This window comes from Embleya sp. NBC_00888 (assembly GCF_045207655.1).
In the GTDB taxonomy this organism is placed as follows: Bacteria; Actinomycetota; Actinomycetes; order Streptomycetales; family Streptomycetaceae; genus Embleya.
The window spans coordinates 6569458-6593684 of record NZ_CP108784.1 but is presented as its reverse complement, the minus strand read 5'-3'; the positions used below and the strand labels follow the sequence as shown (position 1 = coordinate 6593684).

The window sequence follows — 24227 nt, the reverse complement described above, 5'->3', positions numbered from 1 at the left end:
ACTCAGCGCGGCGCGACCTCCCGGACGGTCAGCGCGTGCAGGATCGAGGCGTACACCGGCCACGAGGGATCACCGCTCGTCCGCCGGGCCGGGCCCGCCGTCGCACCGCCGATGCGGACCAGGGCCAGCGTCGGTCCGCAGACGATCATCGTGACGAGAGCACCGGGATGGCTCGTGGCCAACTCGCGGTCGCGGGCCCCGACCCGGGACCACGACGTCGGGCCGGGCTCGTCCACCACCAGGACGTCGGCCAACTGCGCTCGGCTGGAGGACGGTTCCGCGCGCAGATGCTCGTCGACGACGACCGTCCCGTCCTCGGAGCGGATCAGCACGGCGACCGAGACGGCGCCGGGATCGGTCGGTCCCGAGTTCGGGCAGGCCCGGGACCCCGTCATCGGATCGGTCCCGGCAGGTCCGCGACCCGGACGAACGGTCGCCCCGGGGGCACCTTCAGCTTCAGGTGCCGATACATCAGGCCGCGGGTGTTGCGGGCGAACCTGCCGGGCTCGGAGGTGATCCGCGCGGCCACCCGGGCGTAGTCCGACTGTCGGAATTCCGCCGGGATCCGCGACAGTTGCCCCACCATCGACCGGCGATGGCGGATCCGCGGCGCGAAGGCCGCCAGATCGCCCAGCGGGGACGCGGGATCGATGTCCTGTTCCGGGTAGGTCGCCAGCGCCACCGGAGCCCCGGTGGCGGTGGCGTACAGGCTCAGCGAGCCGTGATCACCGACCACACAGTCCGCCGAGACCAGCACGCCCCGCCAGTCGTCCTCCGGCGGGATCAGCACCAGGCCCTCGCGCAGCGACTCGGCGAGCCAGGACCGCACCTGCCAGGCGCCGTGCCCGCTCCATACGTTGGGATGCATCAACGCGGTCACCCGGTAGGCGTCGCGCGGCAGTTCCGTGGTCATCCGATGCAGCAACTCGGGTGTTCGGCCGAGCAGCGAGTTGCCACCCCAGGTCGAGGTGACCACGACGTGTCGTTGTCGGGCGCCGATGCGCAGTGCGTCGCGATAGCGGGCACGATCGGGGCGACTCGCGACCAGGCAGTCGTAGTTGGGGTCGCCGGCGACCACTGCCGCGGATACCGCCTCCGGGCAGGCGACACCGAGCCGGGCCAACTCCTCGGCGTGCGCGAGCAGGATGCCGGCCGGCACCAACCGCCCGTCCCGGATCAGCCATTGCGCGGACAGACCGTAGGTTCCGCGTGGGGCCACCATGCGGCCGCCGCGCGGGGCGGACACCAGCTTGTTGTGCCCGGCGCCGTGTGCCATCACGATCACCGGCGCGTCCAGTTCGTGCAGTCCCTCGTGCCCGGCCGCCAGCGCGAGGTCGAAGCGCATGTCGACCGCGCGCTGCCACGGCAGCGTGGTGGCACCGAGCCGATCGAGGAATTCCGCGACCCCCGAGGCGAAGACCGTGGGCGCCATGGTGAAGAACACGTGCACGCGCAGATCCCCCTCCAGGAGCCGAACGGCGTCGATCAGGCGCTGCCCCGACGTGACGTTGTGCACCACGACGAGCACCCCCCGCACCGCCGATCGGGTCGTCCACCGTGCCGCGTCCGGTCGGACGGGTACGGGTCTCCAATCGTTGTTCGCCATGATCGTCATCCATGCCTCCATGAGCGTCGTCACCACCGGACGGGCCCCGTTCCCCCGTGGCCGGGCGGTCGGTTCGGTCGATGCGGCGAAGCACTGCCGCCGAGTCGGACATCCCCGATGAAGCGGATGAATTCATTGCAGGTCGCCTGCAATGCGCCTGCAAGAACGCGGCCAACCGGAACCCGTCGTCACGCATAGGCGATTTCCGGTCGATTGCGGGTGCCGCGTTCTGGTGGCGCTGTGGCGGGACGTGCCACAGTGGTTGGACGACACCTCGGCACCGGGCGCGTTGGCCAGGGAGGACTGGGGCGGGGGGATAACGCGGTGCTATCGATCCACGTGCTGGGACCGATGGAATTGTGGGTGGACGGTACGCGGCAGCAGTTGGGATCGCTGAAGGAGCGGTGCGTGCTGGCCGTTCTCCTGGGTGCCGAAGGAGCCGCGGTCTCCACGGACTCGATGATCAGTCGGGTGTGGGACGACGAGCCGCCGATCACCTCGGTCGAGACCCTGCGCAGCTACATATCCCGACTGCGCAACCGGCTGCGCGCCACGGGCGACGCCGCGCGAGTGTCCTCGGATTCGCGGACGTACCGCCTGCTCGTGGATCCCGAGTCGGTCGACTTCCGCCGCTTTCGCCGGCTGTACGAACAGGCCAACGCGACCGAGGATCCGGCATCGGCCGCCGACCTCCTGCGCACGGCCGAACAACTCTGGCGCGGACAGCCGTTCGCCGGACTGCCCGGACTGTGGGTGGAGTCCATGCGGGACAAGCTCAAGGAGCAGCGCCGGCAGATCCGCGAACGTCGCATCCACCTGGAGCTCGTCCTGGGTCGACACGCGGAGGTCGTGGGCGAGTTACGCGATCTGGCCGCGCGTCACCCCGTCGCCGAACCGGTGGTGGCCGATTTGATGCTCGCGCTGTACCGCTGCGGGCGATACAGCGAGGCGTTGGAGACCTACCGGCGGACCCGAGCCCGGCTGAACACCGAACTGGGCGCGGACCCCGGACCGGACCTGGAACGGCTGCACACCCGGCTGCTGCATCGGGACCCGGCCCTGTCGGTGCCCGCCCAGTCCCGCACGGAGCCGCCGGTGCGGGCGTTGTCCGCCGAACCGACCGTAACGGCGCCCGACACGCTGCTGCGGGACACCCGGCACTTCATCGGCCGACGCGCCGAGGTGGCCGCGCTGTTGCGCAAGGACGATGTCGGGAACGCGCTGCCGATCACGGTGATCTCCGGTCTGGCCGGGGTGGGCAAGACCTGCCTGGCCATCCACGCCGCGCACCGAATGCGGGCGAGCTATCCGGACGGCCGGCTGTATCTGAACCTGCACGCGCACGATCCGCACGAGGCGCCCGTGGAACCGACCGAAGCGCTGGGGTCGCTGCTGATCTCGACGGGCACGCCGGCACAACACCTGGCGCCCACACTCGATCTGCGCGCGGCTCAGTGGCGACGGGAGATGTCCGACCGGCGCGCGCTGATCGTGCTGGACGACGTGCGAGACGCCGCGCAGGTGCGATTATTGCTGCCGGGGAGCCCCAGTTGCCGGGTGCTGGTAACCAGCAGGCGGCGGCTCACCGATCTCGAAGGCGCCGGTTCGCTCTCCTTGGAGGTGCCCGACACGGCGGACGCGGCGGCCCTGTTCACCCGGATCGCGGAGGAGTCCCGAAAGCTGGACAACGCGGACCGCGCGCTGGTCGACGAGATCGTGAATCGGTGCGGCAACCACCCGTTGGCGGTGCAACTGACGGCGAATCGCTTTCGACACCGCGCCTGGCGGGTCCGCGATCTGGCCGCACGGCTGGCCCAGGCGACCCGACGACTGGACGTGATCGACGCGCCCCCGGGAATCTCGATGGCGTTCGACCTCTCCTACGCGGAACTGGGCCCGGCCGCGCGATCGGTTTTCCGCCGCCTCGCCCTGCACCCCGGTCCCGACCTCGCGTGGCCGGCCGCGGTGGCGCTGTGCGGCGTCGGGCCGGACGAAACCCGGCGGGCCATCGACGAGTTGGTGGAGACCCACCTGCTGGACGAGCCCGCCCACGACCGCTATCGCTTCCACGACCTGGTGCACGACTTCGCGATCCACTCGGCCCACCACGAGGAGCCGGATCGAGAGCGCGCGGACGCGCTGGGACGGCTACTGGATCTGTACCTGGACCTGGCCGACCAGGCCGATCGGCTGGCCTACCCGCACGGGCGGCGCTCGGGCCTGGTGCCGGTGCCGGCGCGCCGGACGACTCCGCCGTTCGCGACGGCCGAGGAGGCGGAGGAATGGCTCGGCCGAGAACGCCTCAACCTGGTGGCGGCGACGCGGTCGGCCGGCGTCGAGTCGCCCGAGCACATTCGCTTCCTACCCGAGGTGCTGACCCGATCCTTGTTGAAATGGGGCTCGTGGGAGGTCGCCCGCGACCTGTACAGCGCCTCACTCGAGGCGTGGCGCCGCGACGGCACGCCGAATCCCCGGGCGGAAACGCACTTGCTGATCGAGCGCGCCTCGATCCAGTGGCGCCTGGGCGCGCACGACGCCGCGTTCCGCGACGCCGCCGAGGCACTCGCGCTCGCCGAGGACGCGAAGGACCTGCGCGGCCAGGTCGAGGCCCTCGCCGAGATCGGCGCGACCCACGTGCGCGCGGGTCGGCTCACGGCTGCCCGGGAACATCTGGAACGGGCGTTGGCGATGCACGGCGGGATGGACAATCCACACGGACGGGCCGGAATTCTGCTGCACCTCGGCGTGACATTCGGCCATCTGCGGAAATTCGATCGGGCGGCCGCCCACTTATTCGCCGCGCGGGACATCTACGAATCGCTCGGCGAATGGCGCGAACTGGCGAAAATCCTCAACAACATCGGCGAGCTCTATTTTCTCCAGGACGATTTCGACAACGCCGAGCGCTACTACCTGGAATCGCTCGACGTGGTCCGGCGAAGCAATGCTCGGGCCGAATACGCGGTGCTGATGAACAATCTGGGTCAGGTCGATCTCGCGCGCGGTGATCCGACCGGCGCCTTGGCGCGCTACGCGCAGGCGCTCCGCGTCTACGCACAGATCAGCGACCTGCGCTGCGAGGCGGACACTCGGATCAACGTCGGCCTCGCGCACTTGGCGATGAGCGCTCCGGACGAGGCCATCGAGCACTTCGCCCGGGGCCGCGAGATCGCCGAGCGCATCGACGACGACCTGCACCGCCAGCGGGCCGCCGCCGGCTTCGCCCGGGCCCGCCACGACGTGGGCGACCTCACCGGCGCTCGTGCGGAGTATCGGACGAGCGCGGAACTGGCCCGTCGGATGGGCATCGAACTCGAGGAAGCGCACGCACTGGCCGGTTTGGCACGGACGACCGAGGCAATCGACGGCGCGCTCGCCGCCCGTCCGTACTGGTCGTCCGCGCTGGCCTGCTATGAGCGCCTGGGCGCCACCGAGGCGGACGAGGCACGCACCGCACTGGGCCACATCGACGACGCGGCGGGCTGACTCAGACCCAGAACGCGAACGTCGACCAGAAGTCGGCTGCGCTCATCATGAAAGTGGCAGGCAAATAGTAGAGGCTCTCTGGCATCTTTGGTCCGAACCTTTCAATGTGCGATTACGACCGACAATTAATCCGGTCGGCAGCAGAACCGTAGCAGGGGAATTGCGATCTCCGCATCCCCGCCACCACGTTCGGTGATCATGGTTCTTCGACACGTTTCCCGGGGGCCGCGATCAACGGATCGGTTTTGTACGATTGCCTCGATTAATGCCGATCGAGGAGGTCGCGGATACCTGCGCCCGGCTTATTCTTTCCGCCCGATCCGCCCTTTCGGTCGGATCCACCAATCCGGCCAGCGCCTCGGGTGCTCCGCGCATCTCGCGCATGCCGGGGAAGGCGTTGACGTCGATGATCGACGGGACGCCGTCGACCTCCAGGATGTCGACGCCGTACACGTCCAGGCCGAAGGCGATGCCGACCCGGCGGGCGAGTGTGGACCAGCCGGTGGGGAGGTCTTCGGGCGCGATCGGCTTGGTTTCGGCGGGGCCGTCGAGCGCGGTGCGACGCAGGCCCGCGAAGACGTGGCCGTCGACCACCCACAGTTTGTGGTCCCAGCCGCCGTTGTCGACGAACTCCTGGGCCACGATCGGCTCGTCGGGCCAGTCCCGGGCCAGCGCACCCAGCGCGTCCGGGTGGTCGACCCGGGCGACCAGGTCGTGTCGGCGGCTGTGCCGGCTCTTGACCATGAGCGGGAACGCCGGTCCGGTCGCGAGCAGACTGGCGGGAGAGGCGAACGCCGTGGTGTCCGGGAACGGCAGGCGGGCCGCCCAGGCGAGTTCGGCCATGCGTACCCGGTCCTGGCACGCCCGCGTGGCCGCCGCGGAGTTGAGCACCCGGGCGCCGTGCCGCTCGGCCCGCTCCGCGAAGGCGAGCGCCTTCGCGGTACGGGCCTTGAGCAGGTAGACGTCGGCGGTGATCGGGTGTCGGTCGGTGACGGTGTCCGGATCGAGCGCGACCACCTCGTGACGCGGTGTCAGCAGGGCTCGGGCTTCCGCCAGGAGGGGGTGGTCGGGCCGATCGGTGACAAGGCAGATCCGCACGTGTGCACGCGCCCCGTCAGCCGACGTACGCGGGCGGCGCGGCGTCGACGATCGGAGTGGTACCGGCGCGGGCGGGGGTGATCACGGGCCTGGCGCGCAGCGGCGTGCGGGCGACGCCGTTCGCGGCGACGCCCGTACCGGCCGCGGCACCGATTCCGGCGCCGCCGCCGCTCGCGAGGTCGAGCACCGCGCGGGCCACCCGGGCCACCCCGTCGGGCACGCAGCGAAAGCTCGGGAAGTCGTTGATGTCCACCACCATCGGCCCGTCCGGCCCCTCGATGATGTCCACGCCGAACAGGTCGAGCCCGAAGGCCGCGCCGATTCGGTGCATGAGCGCGGCCGTTCCGCTCGGTAGCGGTACCCGACTCTCGCGGACGGGATGCTCCGGATGCAGCGGTGAGCGCCGCACGGTCGCGTGGAGTTCCCCCGAAATCGAGTACACCTTGAGATCCTGGCCCGAATTGCGCACGTACGCTTGGGCCAACAACGGCCCTTCACCCGCGAGTTCACCGCCCAACCGGGCCAGTTCCGCAGGTGTGGACACCAGGTGCACCGACCGCCCGGAGCTGCCGCCGACCGGCTTGACCACGAGCGGGTAGCGGTCGGCGGGAATCGAGGAGAGCAACTCGGGAACCGCGGCGAAATAGGTGACCGGCATCGGCAACCCGTGGGCGCGCGCGATCACCGCGGCCACCGCCTTGTCGCGCACCGATCGAATCGCGCGCGCGTCGTTGATCGTGGTCAGCCCGAGTGCCGCCGCGGCCTCCAACATGCTCAGCCCCGGACCGCCGGAAACCGTCTTGAGCACCCACGCGTCGTGTGAACCGGCCCGGATCAGGTCGGACAACTCGATCAACGAGCTGCCGGGCCGCACGATGTCGACGTGATGCCCCCACGCGTCGAGCTGTCGGACCACGTCGAGCGGCATGCCGTCGTGGCGGTAGTGCTCCTCAACGAGGAATGCCAGTTTCATCGATATCCCCCCGGGACGGCCGCCGTTCCCCCATCCGGCAGAACATTGACGGCACAGCATGCCACGCGCGCCGTGAACGACCGGCACACACCCCACCAAACTCCACGGGTGACCACCATCATGGGCCATTTGGGGGGTGATTCGTCATCAGTCAAGAGTAGAGAGGAATCGGGTGCTCCGCTCGGACGCCCGGCATAGAGCAGGTCAAGGCGTACGCGGAGGTGCGGCGCGGGGTACGCGGCGTGGGTTGGGGGCCGCGGGGGTGGGTCGGGGCTGGGCGGGATGGGTCGGGGCTGGGCGGGGTGGGTCGGGCGTGCGCGGCACGGGCGGGACGAGGCGGGGTGGGGCGTACGAGGTGACGGGGTGTACGCGGTGGGCGGATGTACGCGACGTGGGCGAGGTCGGACCCGGCGTGGGGTAAGACGGGTGTGCGACGGCGCGACCGTGCCCGGTGGATGAACGGCGACGGCCGTGTCCGGGGGCGTCGGGGACGGGTGCAGGCGGCCTGGGCGAGGTTCGGAGCCGGTGCGGGGGAAGGCGGGTGCGCGACGGCGGCGGCCGTGCCCCGTGGACGAACGGCGTCGGCCGCCTCGGGCGGGGCGGGAACGTCGGGGACGGAGACGGGCGCGTCAGGGACCTGGACCGGGCGGCTCACGCCGAGTGTGGCCCCGGGTACCGGCCGTGGGTCGGCCCGGCGGGGAGACCGGACGCGCCGGTGATTCCGCTGATTCCGGCGACCCCGGTGATTCCGGCGATCCCGTCCAGCAGCCACGTGATCGCGTCGGTCGGCGCGCCGCGCACCGGCGCCGGGACGTCGAACACCTCGGCCGCGTCGATCGCCGCGAGCGAGGCGCCGAGGGTGCCGATGTGCTCGCCGGCCGCGACCACCGCGGCCAGTTCGGGCAGTACCTGCACCTCCTCCACCCGCAGGTGCGCGTCGATCGTCTCCACCACGGCCTCGACGGCGGCGGCCACCATCCACGCGCGCTCCGGGTCACGGGCCAGGCTGCCGATCATCGCGGTGACCACGGTCAGGTCGTGGTCGATCCGGTGGTGATCCGCCTCCAAGCGGTTGAGCAGCAGCCGCAGTTCCGGACGGGCCACCCGCAGCACCGGCCACAGGCACGCGTCCTCGTACTCGTGATGGGCCATCAGGATCCGGGCGAGCAGCCGCCATTGGGCCAGGACGTCGGCGACGGGCGCGCCCTCGTCGGTGTACGCCACCCGGATCCGCCCCGCCATCGGGGCGAGGTCGCGGCGCAGCGCGGTGTGTACGAGCCGGATCCCGGTGAAGCGCAGGAGCGGGGAGGACGCGGCCTGGGTGGCGGCGGGCATGGGGCGGTTCCTTTTGCGGACGGCGACGGCGCGGGCGTCCGGCCATCGCGAGGCGCGGCCGAGACCGCGTGGACGCGTCAGTGTCACGCGCGTCAATCAACGTCCGATGCCCATTCGATCAACGTCTGTCCGCGGTGGGCGCAGGCGCGGACCGAGTCGGACCCGCCCGATCGGGCGGGTCCGACCACCGCACAAGCGGCCGACACCGTGCCCCGGCGGCCCTCGGCGAGTCCACATCGACATCAATAGGGCAACGGGCGCCCGGAAGGTGTACGCAAATCCGCCGGCGGCTGCGGCCGCGGGGAAACGGGGCGTTTGACGATCCTGATCCGCGTCATGGCCACGTCCTCCTGGTCGTTCCGGTCACCGGCGCAATCGCCGTCGTGCGCGCGCCGCGCACTATCTGCTCCTTCGATACCCACGGAGAGGCGCCGAACCCCCACCTCCGACGAACAACCGCCACATTCCGCCGGCCGATTCCCGAATTTCCCGCCTCACCACCCCGAATCGCCCTTATCAACGGGCACTTGAACACCTTTCGACACCGGGCCGCGCCGTGTCGCCCGACGCCGAACACACCACCTCGGGCAGTCCGCCCAGTGCGACGCCCAACTCGACGGCGCCACAGTGCAGTTGCCACGACCCTTGCGTGCGTCCACGCGTACGCCCGCCCTGATCGCGGTCCTCGCGGGGGCTTTCCGACTCACCACCTCCGGAATGACGCCAGGGGGGGGAGGCGCGCAACCCGGGGCGCGAGTCGGGGCGCAATCCGATCGACGCGCCCGCCGCCGCCCCGCCCCGCCGCCCCGTCGGGCCTCGGCCCGTCGCGCCAAGGCTTCGCCGCGCCACTGCCGCCTCGCCGCACCACCACCTCGCCGAGGCGCCCCTCCCGGTCACCATCCTCACCGCGACCATAGTGAGTATGATTTTCCAACTAACCCGGCGGAGGCAATGGTATGGAGCACGCGGGAGTGGCGCGGGTGGGGGCGGGGCGGGGGCGGGCCGAGTCCGTACGTGAGATTGCGGTGGATCGGTCCTGGTGGGCGTGGGCCGGTGCACACGGTGGGCATCTCGCGGCGCTCGCGCTCGATGCGATGCGGGACACGTTGTTCGAGCGGCCCGACAGCGGGCGGTCGGTGCGGACCGTCAACGCACACTTCCTCAGGCCGGTCGACGATCGGCCGTTCGTCCTGGCGACCACGGTCGAGCACGCCGGACGAGGTACCTCGGTCACCTCGTTCCGTGCCGAACAGGCCGGTGATCCGGTGCTGCTGGGCTCGGCGGTGTTCGGTGCCCGGCGTCCCGGTCCCGATCAGGACGGCGGCCCGGCGCCGACGGTGGCACCGGTGGAGGCTTGCGCCCCGCTGGAGCTTCCGGTCGAACTCGTGCCGTTCGCAAGGCGTTTGGAGATCCGGCCGGCGACCGCGACGCTGCCGCTGTCGGGTGCCGCGGACGCCGAGTTGACGGCTTGGATACGGTTCGCCGACGGCAGGCCGTTGGATGCGGCGGCCGTGGTCGTACTGGCCGATGCCCTGCCGCCGGCCCTGTTCGCGCGCTGGACCAGGCCCAGACCGGTCCCGTCGGCGGAGTTGACGGTGCACTTCGGCGACGCGTTGGACGACGGCCCGGTGCCCGGGTGGGCCCTCGTCCGGATCCGCACCCAACACGCCGGCAGCGGCTGGGCCATGGACGACAGCGCGGTCTGGACACCGGACGGCCGCCTCCTCGCCCTCGGCCGCCAGGCCCGCCGGATCCTGCCCGACTCCGCGCCCGCCGACTCGGCCGCCGCTTCGGCCGCAGACTCGCCCGCCGATTCGGCAGCCGCGTCGGCAACCGTTTCGGCAGCCGCGGTGGCGGCGGCACCTGTCGGCTCCTGACCGTCCCCGCCGCGTCGCTCCGGTGGAAACGCCGAGATCCCGCCCACCCTTGCGGGCAGGCGGGATCTCGGCGGGGCCTACGGCCCCGCGTCACGACGTGTCAGCCGCGCCGCACGCTGCGCTGCGCCGTCTCGACGACACCCGTGACATGCGCCGGGGTCATCTGCAGCAAGCCGCCGACCTGATCGAGCAGCGCCCGCTCGGCCGAGCCGATCCCGCCCTCCGCGGCGGCGATCAACGCCGCCCGGGTGAGCAGCCATTCCCGCCCCTGCGGCTGGAGTTGGTCGCCGAGCGGCACCAGCACCGGAGGCAACTCGAAGCCCGCACCCGCGAGATCCGCATCCAACTGGGCCACCGAGTACCAGGACACGCCCGCCTCGACGACCGCTTCGGTGGCCACCGTCCGCGCCGCCGTGGACGGCGTACCCGCAACTCGCAGCATGGTCACCGCGAGCGCCCGCATCCCCTGGCCCAGCAGCTCGGAGATCTGCGCGCTGGTCGCGCCCTGCAACACCGTGTCCTCGTACGTGCCGCCACAGGTCGCACACTCGACGTGCGTGCCCTGTTCCTTGAACGGGAAAATCGGAATGAAGAACAGCGTGAACCAGCGCCGGGCCAACTTCAAGTGATACTGCCGATCACCCCCGCACCTCGGACAGTGAAAGACGCCCTCGGAAAGCGTCTTGAATATGGTCTTGAAACCCCAAATAAGCATATTCCCAATCCCCGCTGTCAACGCAACGGCCCGATGGTCCCATACCGCACCCTCCGAGCCGGTGCGCCGGGTGACGCCTCGGGCGTTGCCGGCGGCGGCCCGAGATGCGTGGGGTCTCGGATGAATCCATGAGTCGGGCGTATGCGTGGCGCGGCGCGGCGCATGGGGCGACCGGGCATCGGGCAGCATTCCCGGCGTCGATGGCATGTCAGGCCACGCGGGGCGACGGCCACGGCCGGGTCGCACAGGACCGGGACGGCGCCGCCCGTCCCCGAATCTCCGCCCCCGACACCGGGGTTGCCCGAGCGACCGGTATCGAACAGGCCCGTCGAGCCGGCCGCCACCGACGGACTCTTCCGGCGCGTCGGCTGCGGTCATACCGACACCGGCAAGGTTTGGTTCGCAGGCACCGCTCACCTCCTCGCCGCCAACCCCTTCCAGCCCTGGTCCGGCGCCACCGGCGCCAACCTGATGCACCCTCTCAACTCGCGGCGGGCGGACAGTGGTTGGGGCCTCCGGAGGCGCACGTGCACTCAATATTTACCTACCAGTCGGTAGGTCATCGTTGGCGAGCCATCCGGTTGCGCCAGGGTTCCGTGACATGAAGATTCGCCACACCACGCGTGCTGCGGCCCTGTTCGCGGGCGCGCTTCTGACCGCCACGCTCGCCTTCCCCGCCGGGGCCGCCGGCCTCCCGGTGGTGCACCCCCGGGCGGAGACCGCCCCACTGTTCGACGACGAGGCGGGTGGCGACGCCAACGCGGACGACCCGGCGATCTGGCGGAACGCCGCCGACCCGGGCCGCAGTCTGGTGATCGCCACCGCCAAGCAGGGCGGCCTGCGGGTCTACGACCTGGAGGCCCGCCAGGTACAGGCGCTCGCGGCTCCGGCCGGGCCCGGCGAGGACGACGCCCCGGGCCGGTTCAACAACGTCGACCTCCTGCACGGGATGCGCCTCGGAGGCGCCCGCGCCGATCTCGCGGTGGTCAGCGACCGCGGCAACGACCGGCTGCGGATCTACCGGATCGACCGCGACCGCCCGGGCGGCCCGCTCACCGACGTCACCGACCCCGCCGTCCGGCCGGTGTTCTCCGCGAATCAGGCGGAGATCAACGAGCAGGCCACCGCCTACGGCCTGGCCACCTGGACCGACCCGCGCACCGGCCGCAGCTACGCACTGACCAGCCAACGCAATCGCACCCGGATCGCCCTGCTGGAGCTGACCGCCACCCCGGCCGGCACCGTGACCTACCGTCAGGTCCGCACCCTGGACCTACCGGCCGCCTTCCCGCTACCCAACGGCACCACCTGGGCCCCGTGCGGCGAGCCCGGCGAACTCCCGCAGGTGGAGGGCATGGTGGTGGACCCGGCGAACGGCACGCTGTACGCGGGGCAGGAGGACGTCGGCATCTGGCGCGTCCCGGCCGACCTCACCGGCAGGCCGGAACTCCTCGACAGGGTGCGCGAGTTCGGTGTGCCGGGCAGGTACGACGAGGAGACCGAGGAGTGCACCTCCGGTGCCGACCCGGGCTACGGCGGCCGGCACCTGAGCGCCGACGTCGAGGGCCTGACACTGCTCACCGAGTCGGACGGCGACGGCTACCTGCTCGCCTCCAGCCAGGGCGACAACACCTTCGTTGCCTATGACCGTGAGCCGGACGACGACAATGAGTACGAGGGGGCTTCCGGATCACCGGCGCCTCCGCCACCTTGGACGGCTCCGAGGTCTGCGACGGCGCCGCCGTCCTGAACGCCCCACTCGGCAGGCGCTACCCGAAGGGCCTGATGGTCGTCCAGGATGGCCAGGAGACCCCGGGCGACGGCGACCGCGAGGCCACCGGCTTCAAGTTCGTCGACCTGCGCGACGTGCTCGCCGCACTCGACTGAGGCGTGTTGTCGAAGCCCATGATCAGAAAAGGTCGGAGCGTCTGCCCGCGCTGTTCTGATCATGGGCCTACGAGCCCCGGACGACGCCCCGAACGTGATCGCGCCCCGGCACGACCAGAGCGAATCCGGCGCCGTCGACAACTCGGCGGACTACTCGACGAGGACCGGTCGGCCGGATGAAAGGCCCAGGTCGAACCCCGTGACCGAGTTCGACCGGCACAGGCGGAAGGTCTCGCCGGCCGCGACGAGGGCACCGATCGGGTTCACTCGGCAGCCCCGGCCCCGGCCCCGGCAGCGGGGGCGGGGGCGGGGGCGGGGGCGGAAGGCAGGTTGTCCCAGAACGTACCGTCGAGCATTCGTTCGATGAGCACGCGTTGGAAGACGGTCTCGTCGCGGTTCTCCGCCACCGCGCGTTCGCCGAAGTGCTCCTGGCGGCGCGCGACGCGGGCCATGAGGACGCCGTGCCGGACCGCCGCGTAGACCTCGAAGTACCGCGTGTTGCGCGGCGTGTGGCCGGTGAGCTCCGCGTAGCGGGAGTAGACGTCCTCGCGGCGCAACAGGTCGGGGATGCCGGGCAGGCCGCCGTAGCGGGCGGCGAGGTCCTGGAAGAAGTCGTGGGCGAAGATCATCCAGGCGAGGTCGATCTCGCGCGGGCCGACGGCCGCCATCTCCCAGTCGAGGACGGCGGTGGGGGCGAAGTCGACGTACAGGATGTTGCCGATGCGGGCGTCGCCCCAGCTGATGACGTCGGGGCCGGCGTCCTCGGGGAAGTTGGCCTCCAGCCACGCGAACGCGCGGTCCAGGAGTGGGACGGGCCGCCCTTCCATGCCCCATGCGTAGTACGCCTTGAGGTCGTTGAGGTGGCGGCGCAGCGTGGTGCCGCCGGGCTGGTCGAGCTGGAGGAAGGCGATCTCGTCGTCGGTGGCGCAGATCTGGTGGATCTCGGCGATGATCCGGACGGACTCCTCCTGGAGGCGGGCGCGGTCGGCGGGCGCGGCCTTGAGGAGCCGGCTGTCGATCGTGTACGGCACGTCATCCGGCGGCGCGGAGCCGTCGGCGCGCCGCATGACGAAGAACGGGGCGCCGGGCGCGGCCTCACCCGGCTCTTCCCACAGCAGCTTGGGGACGGGTACGCCGCAGCGCTCCGCGACCAGGCTCATGACCCGGTACTGCTTGTCGAGGTCGTACGTCGGGAAGACCGGTTTGGCCTCGAGGGCGGGGCGCATCCGAACGACGCAGCGCTCGGTGCGGATCGCGCCGTCCTCGGTCCAGGCCGCGTCGAAGAGCAGGGTCTCGCTGGACATGCCGTTGGTCGAGGGAGTGCTCAGCTCCGACACCCGCGGGTCTGCGCCCGTCGGGAGCCGTCCGGCCAGCCAGGCAACGAGCCGCTCGTGCACCTCCGCCAGGTCACGCGTGCTGACCTGCGGGCGTGCAGGCGCATCGGAGTCGGCCACGACAACCTCCGGTATCCGTGCCGCGATCGCGACGGTGCCCAGCGCACCTACCGCTGCCGGGTCCGCAAGGGCCCGGGAACGAGCCCCACAAGTGAAACAGGTTCTACCACGGGCAACCCACGTCATCAATGCCCGGACAGTCCGGTGCTCCACGGGCACACCGAAGGGTGCGCAAGCCCAACCAGGTCACGAGGCTGAAACGCACGTGGCCTCTGCCTGCCTCCGGAGCCGTGTGCGCAGGTTCGAATTCGGACGTGTGGGTGCGGTAGCGCTTCACGTGGTGTTCGGTTCATCTGCCGGCAGCCATCGTGCGAACTCGGACAGCGGCGCGGTCTCCGGGTCGACCCACCAAGTCTTGGCTTCTCTGTCCCAGCGAGCACCCAGGGCCTTGGCTTCATCCTTCTCGTCGAACGGGACTGACAGCAGCAGCTTGCGGGTCGACCGCCCCGCAATGGCCGGGGCCGTCGACGTGCGACCGGACGGCGTTGTCGCACTATCGCGCCCCGGGCCGGAAATACCAGGAGTCCGGACCCTTCCTGCCTCGGCATTGGCCACGAGCCTGCGGACGTTGTGGCATGCCTCGGCGCTCGTGATGCGCATCATCAGGTCCGAGCACCCGGACGAGGCGAAGAGGTTGAGCGAGCCATGCCACAAGATGTCGTCGATGATCAGCACCTTCTCATGCATCCTGGCACGGAAATGCACCTCGCAGCCGGCCGACTCCAGGGACTGCAAAAGGGCCTTGCGACGGGCATCGGTCGGCTCCCGGGTATGCACGGTCACGCGAACGCCCGCTGCAGTGCGCAGTGCCAGCAACTCGGCCCAGCGATTGACGGGCATCGGGTCAAGGAATGCGCAAAAGACGTCGATGCCCCGCTGTGCTCGCTGTAGGTCCCAGGACACCGCGCGGGGTACTTCGTCTGCGGGGAAGAACGCCGGGCGGGCCAACTCGGTACGCGGCAGGCCGGCCAGCTCGTCCGCTGCTCGGATCGGCACGAGTTCGTCGACCGGGACGTGTTGGGCGTGCAGGGCAAGGTGGTCGAGCATCACGCGGGTTTCACTGCCGGGTGCCAGCTTGGTGCACAGGAAGTCGACATCGGCGACTACGACGAGGTGGTCCTGGGCGCGGCTCATCGCGACGTTGAGGAGTCGAGTGGTGGTGGAGTTCAGTCCGGTGCCCTCGTAAAAGGTCCCTACGCGGTCGCCGGCGCCGGCAACTGTGTCGATAACGACGACCGGTCGCTGGCTGCCCTGAAAACGGTGCACGGTTTCGACCAGTCCTTCGTACGACGTACCGAAGCGGCCGGCGAGAGACGCGTCGAGAGCACGTACCTGATCGCGATACGGGGTGATCACGCCCAGGATGTCGACTGGTCGGAGGCCTTCCGGGGGATCGGTCGTGCCGTGCGGAGCCAGGACTCGGTCGTACTGAAGACCTCGGACGAGCTCGTGAATGATCGCCACGTGGGCCGGATTCGATTTGACGAGATGCCCGGGGATTCGCCGCGCGGACGTGTCCACCAGCACGAGTGGGCGTCCGAGCAAGTCGGCAGCGGGCACCACGCTTTCTTCATTACGGCCTGTCTGGAGTGGCGCATCCGGGTAGGCAACGGCGTTGACCAGAGCGCAGATGTCGGCGCGCATGCGGTACTGCGTCGACAGGGCGACCAGACGAGCGTCACGCCGCACCGATCCCCGCTCCGACACCAGCCCCGCGGCCTCGAAGGGATCGCGGGCCAACCACTGGGCGACGGTGCGCTTCTCTTCGTCGGTGCAACCCCTGGCTCCCACGCTGGTGAGCACGGCGGGCAACTGTCGGAAGTCCCCGGCGAATACGACGCGCTCGCCGGCCAGCGAGGCGAGGTAGTACGCCGACGGCAGGTCCACCATGCCTGCCTCATCGACAATCACCACATCCGTCTTCCCGGTCGGAAACCCGGTGCGTACGGCCTTCGCGATGGTCGCGGCGCCCACCCGCCAGGTGGATTCGACTTGGCTCGCCACCGCCCTGAGCGCCTCGTGCAACTCGCCTATCAGTTGTACCTGCCGGGAGGCCAGGAGCGAGAGCCCGGCGCTGTCAGGTTGGCCGGTCAGTTGTGGGCCGAGTTCGTCGATCCGCGCTTGGATCTCCGCCTCACGCCTGCGAACGTCCTGCGACAAACGGGCACGGTCCGCAGCAGTCCGGGTGCGGACCTTCAGTTGGTCCTCAAGACTGTCGCGTTCTGCAGTCCAGCTTTGGGCCTGCCTCGCCCGCCGCCCGGCGAGAAGGCCTCCGGCAGCCGCGCTCTGTTCGGCTTCACGGATCCTGCGATCCAGGCCGGCGAGCGTGTCACGTAACGACGAGATCGCGCGGGCGGCCTGGTCATCGATGTCGCGCTGATGCGCGGTCGATTCTCGGAGGCCGGAGACTTCGGCCAAGAGGGTGTCGTACTCAGCGCGTAGGTTCACCAGTTCGCTGAGCTGTTGCTGCCACCGCCGGGCGCTCTCGAGACGACGCGATGTCTCGGTGCCAAGGGTCGCGATGACAGCTTTGGCATCGATCACCGCCCCGTACGCTTCTTTGAGGCTTGTCGAGGTTGCCTCACCGATGCGCCGGACCAGCCCCTTCGCGAACCCCGGTTCACCTGCGAGGCGGCGGCATACGCGTTCAAGAGCCTGGTCGACCGCCACGTGTGTCGGCGAAACGAGGAGCACCGTCTTACCCTGCCGGTAGCACCCTTCGACGAGGGCCGCGACCACATCGGTCTTTCCCGTACCAGGCGGCCCCCAGATGTAGGCAATCTCCGCGCCGAGTCCCAGCGTTACAGCATTCCGTTGCTGTGTGTTGAGCGCGTCGAGACCGGTGACCAGCGCGCAGACGTCTCGTGGTGGCCGCGCCTTCGAGGTACCCGCCCCGAGTACCCGACCGGCTCGCGTCCGCCTCGACTTGTCATCGGACTCGGCGAGGGCCATGAGCTTGGCACGGAGCCGGAGTTCGCCCTCGGCCGGGTCCGTAGCCACATCGACCCGGGTCAGATCGGATAATTCGGCGTCGCACTCCAGGCGTATCCCCCCTCGTCCTTCGGGCGCCCCCTTCGCGGCGACCCAAGGACCGTGTTGCCTGCCGGCCGCACGGGCGACAAGCGCAGCGGCGGTGAACTCGGCAGGCCACTCACCGTGGCCAACACGGAACACGTAGGTACGGCGTCCATTCACGTCGGTGCCGCCCTGGCCATCGCGCAGCGCAACCGTCCGCAGATCCCTGGATGCCTGCCGAGCCTTCCTGGCCTCGATATCAAGCGCCATGCACATGCCCAGGATTGCCTCGACCCGGTCGTCAGCCACATCGCCCCCTCGTGTCGCTGTGCTGCGCTCTGCAAGTCTGTACGCGAGCGCCGGAACACCACAACCGTCTGGTCCGCGGCACGCCCTCCGAGTGCCGGGCAAGAGAACCGGGGGCAAGGCCGGCCGAAGTCCCCCTTAGCACCTTGAATGTCCTTGTGGACCGCCCGCAGACCCGGATTGGCAAGCGCCTTCAGGTCTCTCTCAGTCGTGGCCTTGCCAACAGGAAGCCGTAGCCATGCCGATCACTCCCGTCAGCGGAAATCCCAGGCTGTGCACCTCATCGGCATCTCCCGCCTTCAGGGGCACGACGCCCTGTCAGCGCAGCGACGCGGAAACGGTCTCGGACCGCCTCGGCATCACCAAGTCACGCAACATGACTCGTGTTTCCTCGTCAGGAGAGTACAAAATCGTGCCGACCATTCCTCGGGTCAGCAGGACCTTGTAGGTATTGCGGACGAGGGTTTCGAATTCCTGGGGCTGAGCGCGTACAACTACGCTGTCGCGGCTGGCGGCCCGGTCGGCGGTCCAGCGGCCGTCGCGCCAGACGAGGTCGGCGCCGATGATCACACCGTTCCAGTCGTACTCGAAGCCCTGGGCCGTGTAGATGCAGCCGACCTGGCCGAAGCCGGCGGGGTCGGTGGCCCACAGTTGCGACGGTGGGGCATCGCCGACAGCGCGGTCGCCCTTCACGTTCCAGGGCCGGCGCCAATCGCCGATGACCACGTCGTCGACGAGCGTCCGGTCCGGGCGGGGGTCGCTCCACGGCCAGCAGAAGCCTGCGGTCATGCGTGCTCCGTATCCCGCCTCGAGACGGCCACGGAGACGGGCTTCAAGGTCTGCGGGGCTCTCGGCGAGTTGCACCTCGAAGCGGTCGTCGCCGCGCCACGGGATCGGTCCGCCCGTTGTCAGGCCCAACAGGCGCAGGACCCATTCCTCGTACTCCCGGCTACCGCCGCAGCGGAACTGGGCGTCGAGGTCGACATGACGTACCACGATCCCCTTGACCCGCGCCGCGGCATCGATCTCGGCAACTGTGCCCATCTCTCCCGGGCGCACCACCTGATGCTCGTCCAGCAGGAAGACGGGGACCCGCGCGGCATCGAGCAGCTCCTCGACCTGACGCTTCGTACTGCGATTCGCGGCCGAGGTGAAGCGGCTGTTGCTGGTCTCCCGGATCCGGTGCGCCTCATCGCAAATCAAGACGTCAAGGCCGTTGCGGTCGGCGCTTGCGAATCCGTTGAAGTACTGGAAGAGCTTCTGCACTCGGGTGGCACCACGCCCCACCGTCCGACGCAGTGTGACGGTGAACGACTTCGAGCCGGTGGCGTGCACCGCCGTATGGCCGCGACGGGCCAGCTCGCCCAGCAGTGAGAGGGCGATGACGCTCTTGCCGGAGCCGGGACCACCAGTCACGACGATCGCTTCCTTGTGGTCCGCTTCGCGAGCCGCGCGCACCGTACGCATCACCAACGAGTAGGCAACGCGCTGCTCGTCGAGGAGCACGAACTGCTCGCGATTCCTGACCTCGTCGGCCGCAACCGCCATCAGCTGGCGACTGGGCGCGATCTTGCTCGCACGGAGCAGGTCGGCTGCGTTGCTCCCGTCGGAATCGGCGAGTCGACCACGAAGGAAGTCCACGAACTCACCGCGCTCGTCGGCAGTGAACATCATGTTGTCGGTGCTGTCCGCCACGGCAGCCGCGAGCGTTGCGACCGCAGCACGGGACGCGTTGTGGAGGTAGGCCGCCCCGATGACACGCTCGGGTCGATCGGCAAGGGCCTGCACGAAGTCGACGAGGTAGTCCCGGTACGCCGCGACCTGCTGAACCGGGTGCAACTGTGGGCGGTTCCCGTACCAGGGCACCAGGCACAGGTCGTCGCTGCCCTCGACCATCGTGGCCGAAGTCCACTGCTTGAGCTCGACGATGACATACGAGGGCCGGCCGTCGCGCGGATCCGTTCCCGCGAGAACCACGTCCGCACGCTTGCTGGTCAGCGGCAGCTGATACTCGAGCATCACCTCGACGCGCCCCAAGCCCGCATCAATGAGGTCGTTCGCCAATGCTTTGAGGCTGGCTTCCCACGAAGCACGCTCGCCGTCGCCCGCTGAAGAGCCGAACATGAACCGGTAGCGCTCGCCTAGGCGCACCGCCAAGGTGCCCGCCACGCACTCCTCGGCCAGTCTCTGCGCGGACATGCGCAACAACATCGCGGTCGGCCCCCAGGCAACACGAAGTGCATCGCGCGGGTGGGGGCGTGTCCGTTCGACGGAAGCCCGGCGGGCCGCAATGGTCGCGCCAACTCTACTGTTTCAACTGCTCTCCGAAACCTCCGACTTGGTAACACTGGTCGCGCCGCTTTGCGTCTTGGCGCGCTTCAGGTACTGCTGCCTCGCATTCGCGTACTCCCGCGTGAGGTTGGAGTTCACCATTGCTTCGAGGTAGCGCTGCGTCTCGGCGTCGACCGAGTGCACCACCACGCCGCACATGCCGCGGGTCATCAGCACCTTGTAGGTGTTGCGAAGGCAGAGCTCGAACGAGTGCCTGCCATCGACGCCTGCCATCAGCTTGGCGCGCCGGTCGTGCGATTCGCGCGGTTGAGCCACCCAGCGACCCTGTCGGCGTACCAAGTCCTTGCCGAACAGCACTCCGGCCCAGTCGTACTCCAGCCCCTGCGCGGTATAGATACAGCCGATCTGCTGGAAGCCACCTGGGTCGACCGCCCAACGTTCGCGGCTCGGGATGCCCTCGACGCTCTTCCCGGATCGGGAGTTCCACGGCGACACCCAGCCGTCCTCCAGCTCGATGTCGCATACGAGCCTTCCATCCGGAAGCGGGTCGCTCCACGACCAGGCATAGCCGGCGGCGATCCGCGCAGAGTTGCCAGTCGTGTCCTTGCCCAGGAGAAACTCGTGCATTTCATACATATTGCGAGCGGTCCGAACCTCCATGAGGCCATCCGGCTGCCACACCGTCGCCGCTCTGCCGGGAACGAGATCGAACAGCCTGTGCACCCAGTTCATGAAGGCTCGACTGCCACCGCAGCGAAAGGCCTCGTCCAGGTCCACAACCGGGGCGACGTCGGCGCCCAACGCATGAGCGGTATCGGAGATCAACTCGATGCTGCCCACGTCCCCGGGGCGGACAGCCTGACACTGGTCCAGCAAGAAGACCGACACCTGCCCCGCGTCGATCAACTCCTCGATCTGCGGCCTGGCGGCCGCCCGCTCCTTCGCAGGGGCGAACATGCCCACGCTGGTCGGCTGGATCCGATGTGCCTCGTCACAGATCAACACCGCGACCGAATCCCGCTCCGCGCGCCGGTACGCACCTGGGGACTGCAAGAGGTACTTCGTCCCCCGAGGCGCTTCCGCCCTGACCACAGCCCGGTAGGCGGACGTGGTGATCGCCAGCTCGGTGTTGTGCCCACGGGCGCGAAGGTCTTGATGCAGTCGATTGGCAATGGCGGACTTCCCGGTTCCGGCCGCTCCGGTGATCACGACAACTTGTTTGCGGCCGGTCGCCCGCCGGGCTTCGACTGCATGCAGCACTGCGTGATAGGCCTCCCCCTGGTTTCCGGTCAGCTGGAACTGCGGTGTACCGGCGAGCTCGTGACGAATCGTCTCCCTGAGGCTGACACGACCGCCGAAACGCTCCTTGTCCCAAAGATTGCCCGCGGTCGGGTTCCGCTGGGAGGCCAAGCGCTTTTCCAGGATTTCGCGAAAGCTCTCGCGAGAGTCGCCGGTGAAGAGGAGACCGTGCTGGCTCGTCTGAAGGAGCACAAGACTGCCGACATCGCCCATGCGCGCGTTGTGCAAATAGGCGCAGCCCAAGACCCGTTCGGGGTGACCGATGACCGAGCCGTGCAGCCGCAGCAGTTGGCTGCAGTAGCCGCGAACCTGGTAGACCGGATTCCTTTGGGAGCCGGCGCTGAATTCCGCCGCGCAATCGCATCGGGTCGGGTTCTCCGGATCGACGGAGGCATGCTTCCAGCGCTTGAGTTCGATGACCACATACGACGGCTCCCCAGTCACCGGGTGCCGCCCCGCCAGCACCACGTCCGGCTGGATCCCCGTGGCCGGCAGGGAGTACTCGACAAAGACCTCGACGTTGCCGAGGCCGGCGGCCAGCAGATCGTCCGCGATGACCGGCAGTCCTTCTTCCCAGGCGCCGATCTGAGAGGGGCCGAGGCGCTTGTTCTTGGGGTGCCGCGACTGGTCCAGGTCCGCAAGGCGGGTGAAGTAGTCCGGGTCCAGCACACGCTGTGCCAGGTCACGAGCAGAGATTCGATCCAGGTGCACAAGTCCCCCACCGCACAAGTACCTCCCTGCGGGTGGGGACTTGTCCGGTGAGGCAAGGAAGTCCGGCGGGCCGCCTGATCTTGAAGATGCTAGTGGACCAGGTCCCACAGCGGCTGTCATGAAGGGCCGCAGTTTCACGGCCGCTCGTGCGGTTCGGACACCACGCCAAGCCCCCTACGCGAGCACCGAGTCCTCCCAAATACTGCACGGGGACCCGTGCTCGCGTTATACGCAGCCAGGCGAACACCACGAGTCGTAACTGCTTCCGTGGCAACCAGACCATTCCCTGGAGGAGTTCGCGTTCGACGATTGCGAGGAACGACGCCGCGAGCGCGTCGGTGACCAGGCCGGACCGCAAGTGCACCGCGAGGAACCAGCCCGCGACACGCTGCGAGTGCATGTCGATGACCATGGCGAGGTAGACCCACTCGCCGCCGACCGACAGGTACGTGATGTCCGAGCCACCGCTCGTCCGGCGCCGGCGCACCGAAATCCCGCCCGATCAGGTCGGGTGCCGGTGAGACGGTCGTGTCCGCGCGGTGGTGCGGGCCCTGAGCCACAGGTGCCGCTCGGCGAGCATGCGCTCGGACATGATCCGCGCAGCCTTCTACGAGTGGCCGTGTTCGGAGACGAACCTCCGGGAGGAGATCCGCACCTTGATCGAGGCGCTGGGCGGGAGGCTGCAGATCCTCCGGAAGCCCCCGGGACGGCACGCGGGAGGTCTACTAGGCACTCGGCCTGCACCTGTTCTTCGATGACAAAACACAAACGGTGATGGTCGAAACTCGACCATCACCGACTGCGGAAGTACACGTACTGATTGTGTTGTGTCCGAGGGGGGACTTGAACCCCCAAGCCCTTTCGGGCACTAGCACCTCAAGCTAGCGCGTCTGCCAATTCCGCCACCCGGACGAGTGGGCGCAGGGGTGGTGCCCTGCGTGCATGGCAAGGATAGCAAGGTTCGGGAGGGCTTTGCGACACGGTTACCTGTTGGTTGGTTTGGCCGGCTCCGGTGGGCGTTTTGTGGGGATCAGGTGGTGGGTGTGGGTGGGGGTGCGGCGGGTGAACATTTCTGGGAGGAGTCGATCGGGAGGGGAATCCCATGCAGCTCGGCAGGCCGGTGGCGACGGGTGTGGTCGTGGAGCGGGTGACGCGGGTGGAGGAGGAGCGGGAGCGAAACGTGGTGGCATCCGAGCCGAAGGAGGTGCGGGGGTCGGATGGGCGGGCCCCGGCGGTGCCTGCGGTGGAGGTGCCGCCGGTGGTCGCCGGGCGATGATCGGCCGGCGGCGGCTGCCCGCGGAGCGACCGGGCGTCGCGCCCGTGGGGTACAAGGTCGCGGCGCTGTTGTTGTCGGTGGACGGTGATCGGGCGAGCTTCGCGGGCGTGTCGATCGGGCGCGGCCAGCCGTACGGGGTCGAGGCCGAGGCGCGCTGCGCGTACGGGAGACGGCATCGGCCGCCGGCGGCGCGCTGCGACTGTGGGTTCTATTGCCTGAATGCCGAATCGGACGCGCGCGAACTGATGTGCGTCACGGAGTATCGGCACGCCGCGCTGCTGCGGGTGGACGTGCTGGGCGGCTATATCCGCTTCGAGCGCGGCTTCCGGTACAGCCGGCAGCGGGTCACCTCGGTGTGGGTCGGGGCCTGCGGGTGCGGCAATCCGGCCGAGCTGCTGGTCGACGCGGGTACGGGGGTGGTGGGCCGGCGCGGCTTGGTGGGCAGTTGTACCGGGTGTGCGTCCGGGCGAGTGGGGTTGTCGTTCGGGTCGTACGCCCGCCTCGCCGGGGTGCCGGTGGCCGCCGACGCCAGTCCGTACGTGCGCGGCGAGTACGAGATCGTGCCGCAACTGGTCGCCGAGGTCACCCTGCTCCAGGCCCGGCTCGATCGCTGTCAGGAGCAACTCGGTCGGCTGCTCGGATCGGATCCGTGAAGGAACCGCCGCGAATGACTCCGATGGGGCCGATTGGTCCGCTGAGGCGGGCGGGCGCTGCGCACCGCGTGCGAGTTGTGCGTGACCCGTCTGCCGACGTTTCGGGACGGGCCGCCGGGATCGGCCGGGACGGGCCCGGGCCCGGGCCCGGCAGTGTCAGCCGATCTGCACGTCTTGGGGCTCCTGTGCGCTGTGCGTGTCGTGCGCACTGTGTGCGTCGTGCGCACTGTGCGTGTCGCGCGCA

At 69.5% G+C, this 24227-nt stretch carries 14 protein-coding genes, 1 tRNA gene and 1 pseudogene; 5 read left to right on the top strand and 11 right to left on the bottom strand.

Translation table 11 applies throughout. The features are described 5' to 3' along the window. Positions 1–2 precede the first annotated feature (2 nt). Together OG948_RS28120 and OG948_RS28115 are read right to left on the bottom strand one after the other, a co-directional pair. Entirely contained in the window at positions 3–395 is a 393-nt protein-coding gene (locus OG948_RS28120; protein WP_406299111.1) for a hypothetical protein, read from the bottom strand. Then, entirely contained in the window at positions 392–1615 is a 1224-nt protein-coding gene (locus tag OG948_RS28115) for a hypothetical protein (protein WP_406299110.1), read from the bottom strand. Before OG948_RS28115 ends, OG948_RS28120 begins: the two co-directional genes overlap by 4 nt. A 342-nt stretch (positions 1616–1957) precedes the next feature. On the opposite strand from OG948_RS28115, the gene OG948_RS28110 reads away from it, so the two are divergent. Continuing rightward, the gene (locus OG948_RS28110) at positions 1958–5092 is read left to right on the top strand and encodes a BTAD domain-containing putative transcriptional regulator (RefSeq protein ID WP_406299109.1); all 3135 of its coding nucleotides are present in this window, start codon (positions 1958–1960) and stop codon (positions 5090–5092) included. A 231-nt stretch (positions 5093–5323) separates the two neighbouring features. Here OG948_RS28110 and OG948_RS28105 read toward each other — a convergent pair whose 3' ends face one another. The 3 genes from OG948_RS28105 to OG948_RS28095 form a co-directional block, all read right to left on the bottom strand. Further along, entirely contained in the window at positions 5324–6190 is an 867-nt protein-coding gene (locus OG948_RS28105) for a RimK family alpha-L-glutamate ligase (RefSeq protein ID WP_406299108.1), read from the bottom strand. 16 nt (positions 6191–6206) lie between these two features. Next, the gene (locus tag OG948_RS28100) at positions 6207–7163 is read right to left on the bottom strand and encodes a RimK family alpha-L-glutamate ligase (protein WP_406299107.1); all 957 of its coding nucleotides are present in this window, start codon (positions 7161–7163) and stop codon (positions 6207–6209) included. Between the two features lie 651 nt (positions 7164–7814). Beyond that, entirely contained in the window at positions 7815–8498 is a 684-nt protein-coding gene (locus OG948_RS28095; protein WP_406299106.1) for a hemerythrin domain-containing protein, read from the bottom strand. Between the two features lie 956 nt (positions 8499–9454). On the opposite strand from OG948_RS28095, the gene OG948_RS28090 reads away from it, so the two are divergent. Continuing rightward, positions 9455–10375 (top strand): acyl-CoA thioesterase, encoded by a 921-nt coding sequence (locus OG948_RS28090; RefSeq protein ID WP_406299105.1) that lies wholly within the window; start codon positions 9455–9457, stop codon positions 10373–10375. Positions 10376–10475: 100 nt separating this feature from the next. Here OG948_RS28090 and OG948_RS28085 read toward each other — a convergent pair whose 3' ends face one another. Beyond that, on the bottom strand, positions 10476–11090 hold the full coding sequence (locus OG948_RS28085) for a zinc ribbon domain-containing protein (RefSeq protein WP_395859575.1): 615 nt from the start codon (positions 11088–11090) through the stop codon (positions 10476–10478). A gap of 601 nt (positions 11091–11691) precedes the next feature. Here OG948_RS28085 and OG948_RS28080 point away from each other — a divergent pair. Next, a pseudogene (locus OG948_RS28080) lies at positions 11692–12977 on the top strand (phytase). A gap of 263 nt (positions 12978–13240) precedes the next feature. Here the strand turns inward: OG948_RS28080 and OG948_RS28075 are convergent. From OG948_RS28075 to OG948_RS28055, 5 genes are all read right to left on the bottom strand, one after another. Then, positions 13241–14431, bottom strand: coding sequence for a phosphotransferase family protein (locus OG948_RS28075; protein ID WP_406299104.1), 1191 nt, complete (start codon positions 14429–14431; stop codon positions 13241–13243). A gap of 273 nt (positions 14432–14704) precedes the next feature. After that, positions 14705–17755 (bottom strand): AAA domain-containing protein, encoded by a 3051-nt coding sequence (locus OG948_RS28070; RefSeq protein WP_406299103.1) that lies wholly within the window; start codon positions 17753–17755, stop codon positions 14705–14707. A gap of 315 nt (positions 17756–18070) precedes the next feature. Beyond that, positions 18071–19951 carry a DNA/RNA helicase domain-containing protein gene (locus tag OG948_RS28065; RefSeq protein WP_406299102.1) on the bottom strand — a complete coding sequence of 627 codons (1881 nt, stop codon included), beginning with the start codon at positions 19949–19951 and terminating at the stop codon, positions 18071–18073. Between the two features lie 114 nt (positions 19952–20065). Further along, a complete protein-coding gene (locus OG948_RS28060; protein WP_406299101.1) occupies positions 20066–22012 on the bottom strand; it encodes a DNA/RNA helicase domain-containing protein in 1947 nt (648 codons plus the stop codon). An 870-nt stretch (positions 22013–22882) separates the two neighbouring features. Next, positions 22883–22966, bottom strand: a tRNA-Leu gene (locus OG948_RS28055). 190 nt (positions 22967–23156) lie between these two features. Here OG948_RS28055 and OG948_RS28050 point away from each other — a divergent pair. Together OG948_RS28050 and OG948_RS28045 are read left to right on the top strand one after the other, a co-directional pair. Further along, positions 23157–23330 (top strand): hypothetical protein, encoded by a 174-nt coding sequence (locus tag OG948_RS28050; RefSeq protein WP_406299100.1) that lies wholly within the window; start codon positions 23157–23159, stop codon positions 23328–23330. After that, the gene (locus tag OG948_RS28045; protein ID WP_406299099.1) at positions 23327–23983 is read left to right on the top strand and encodes a hypothetical protein; all 657 of its coding nucleotides are present in this window, start codon (positions 23327–23329) and stop codon (positions 23981–23983) included. Before OG948_RS28050 ends, OG948_RS28045 begins: the two co-directional genes overlap by 4 nt. The last annotated feature ends 244 nt before the right edge of the window (positions 23984–24227 follow it).

Coding starts and splice junctions, on each gene's coding strand:
- OG948_RS28100 (WP_406299107.1), bottom strand. CDS start 7,163: ATGAAACTGGCATTCCTCGTTGAGGAGCACTACCGCCACGACGGCATG.
- OG948_RS28110 (WP_406299109.1), top strand. CDS start 1,958: ATGGAATTGTGGGTGGACGGTACGCGGCAGCAGTTGGGATCGCTGAAG.
- OG948_RS28065 (WP_406299102.1), bottom strand. CDS start 19,951: ATGTCCGCGCAGAGACTGGCCGAGGAGTGCGTGGCGGGCACCTTGGCG.
- OG948_RS28120 (WP_406299111.1), bottom strand. CDS start 395: ATGACGGGGTCCCGGGCCTGCCCGAACTCGGGACCGACCGATCCCGGC.
- OG948_RS28090 (WP_406299105.1), top strand. CDS start 9,455: ATGGAGCACGCGGGAGTGGCGCGGGTGGGGGCGGGGCGGGGGCGGGCC.
- OG948_RS28085 (WP_395859575.1), bottom strand. CDS start 11,090: ATGCTTATTTGGGGTTTCAAGACCATATTCAAGACGCTTTCCGAGGGC.
- OG948_RS28115 (WP_406299110.1), bottom strand. CDS start 1,615: ATGACGATCATGGCGAACAACGATTGGAGACCCGTACCCGTCCGACCG.
- OG948_RS28045 (WP_406299099.1), top strand. CDS start 23,327: ATGATCGGCCGGCGGCGGCTGCCCGCGGAGCGACCGGGCGTCGCGCCC.
- OG948_RS28095 (WP_406299106.1), bottom strand. CDS start 8,498: ATGCCCGCCGCCACCCAGGCCGCGTCCTCCCCGCTCCTGCGCTTCACC.
- OG948_RS28050 (WP_406299100.1), top strand. CDS start 23,157: ATGCAGCTCGGCAGGCCGGTGGCGACGGGTGTGGTCGTGGAGCGGGTG.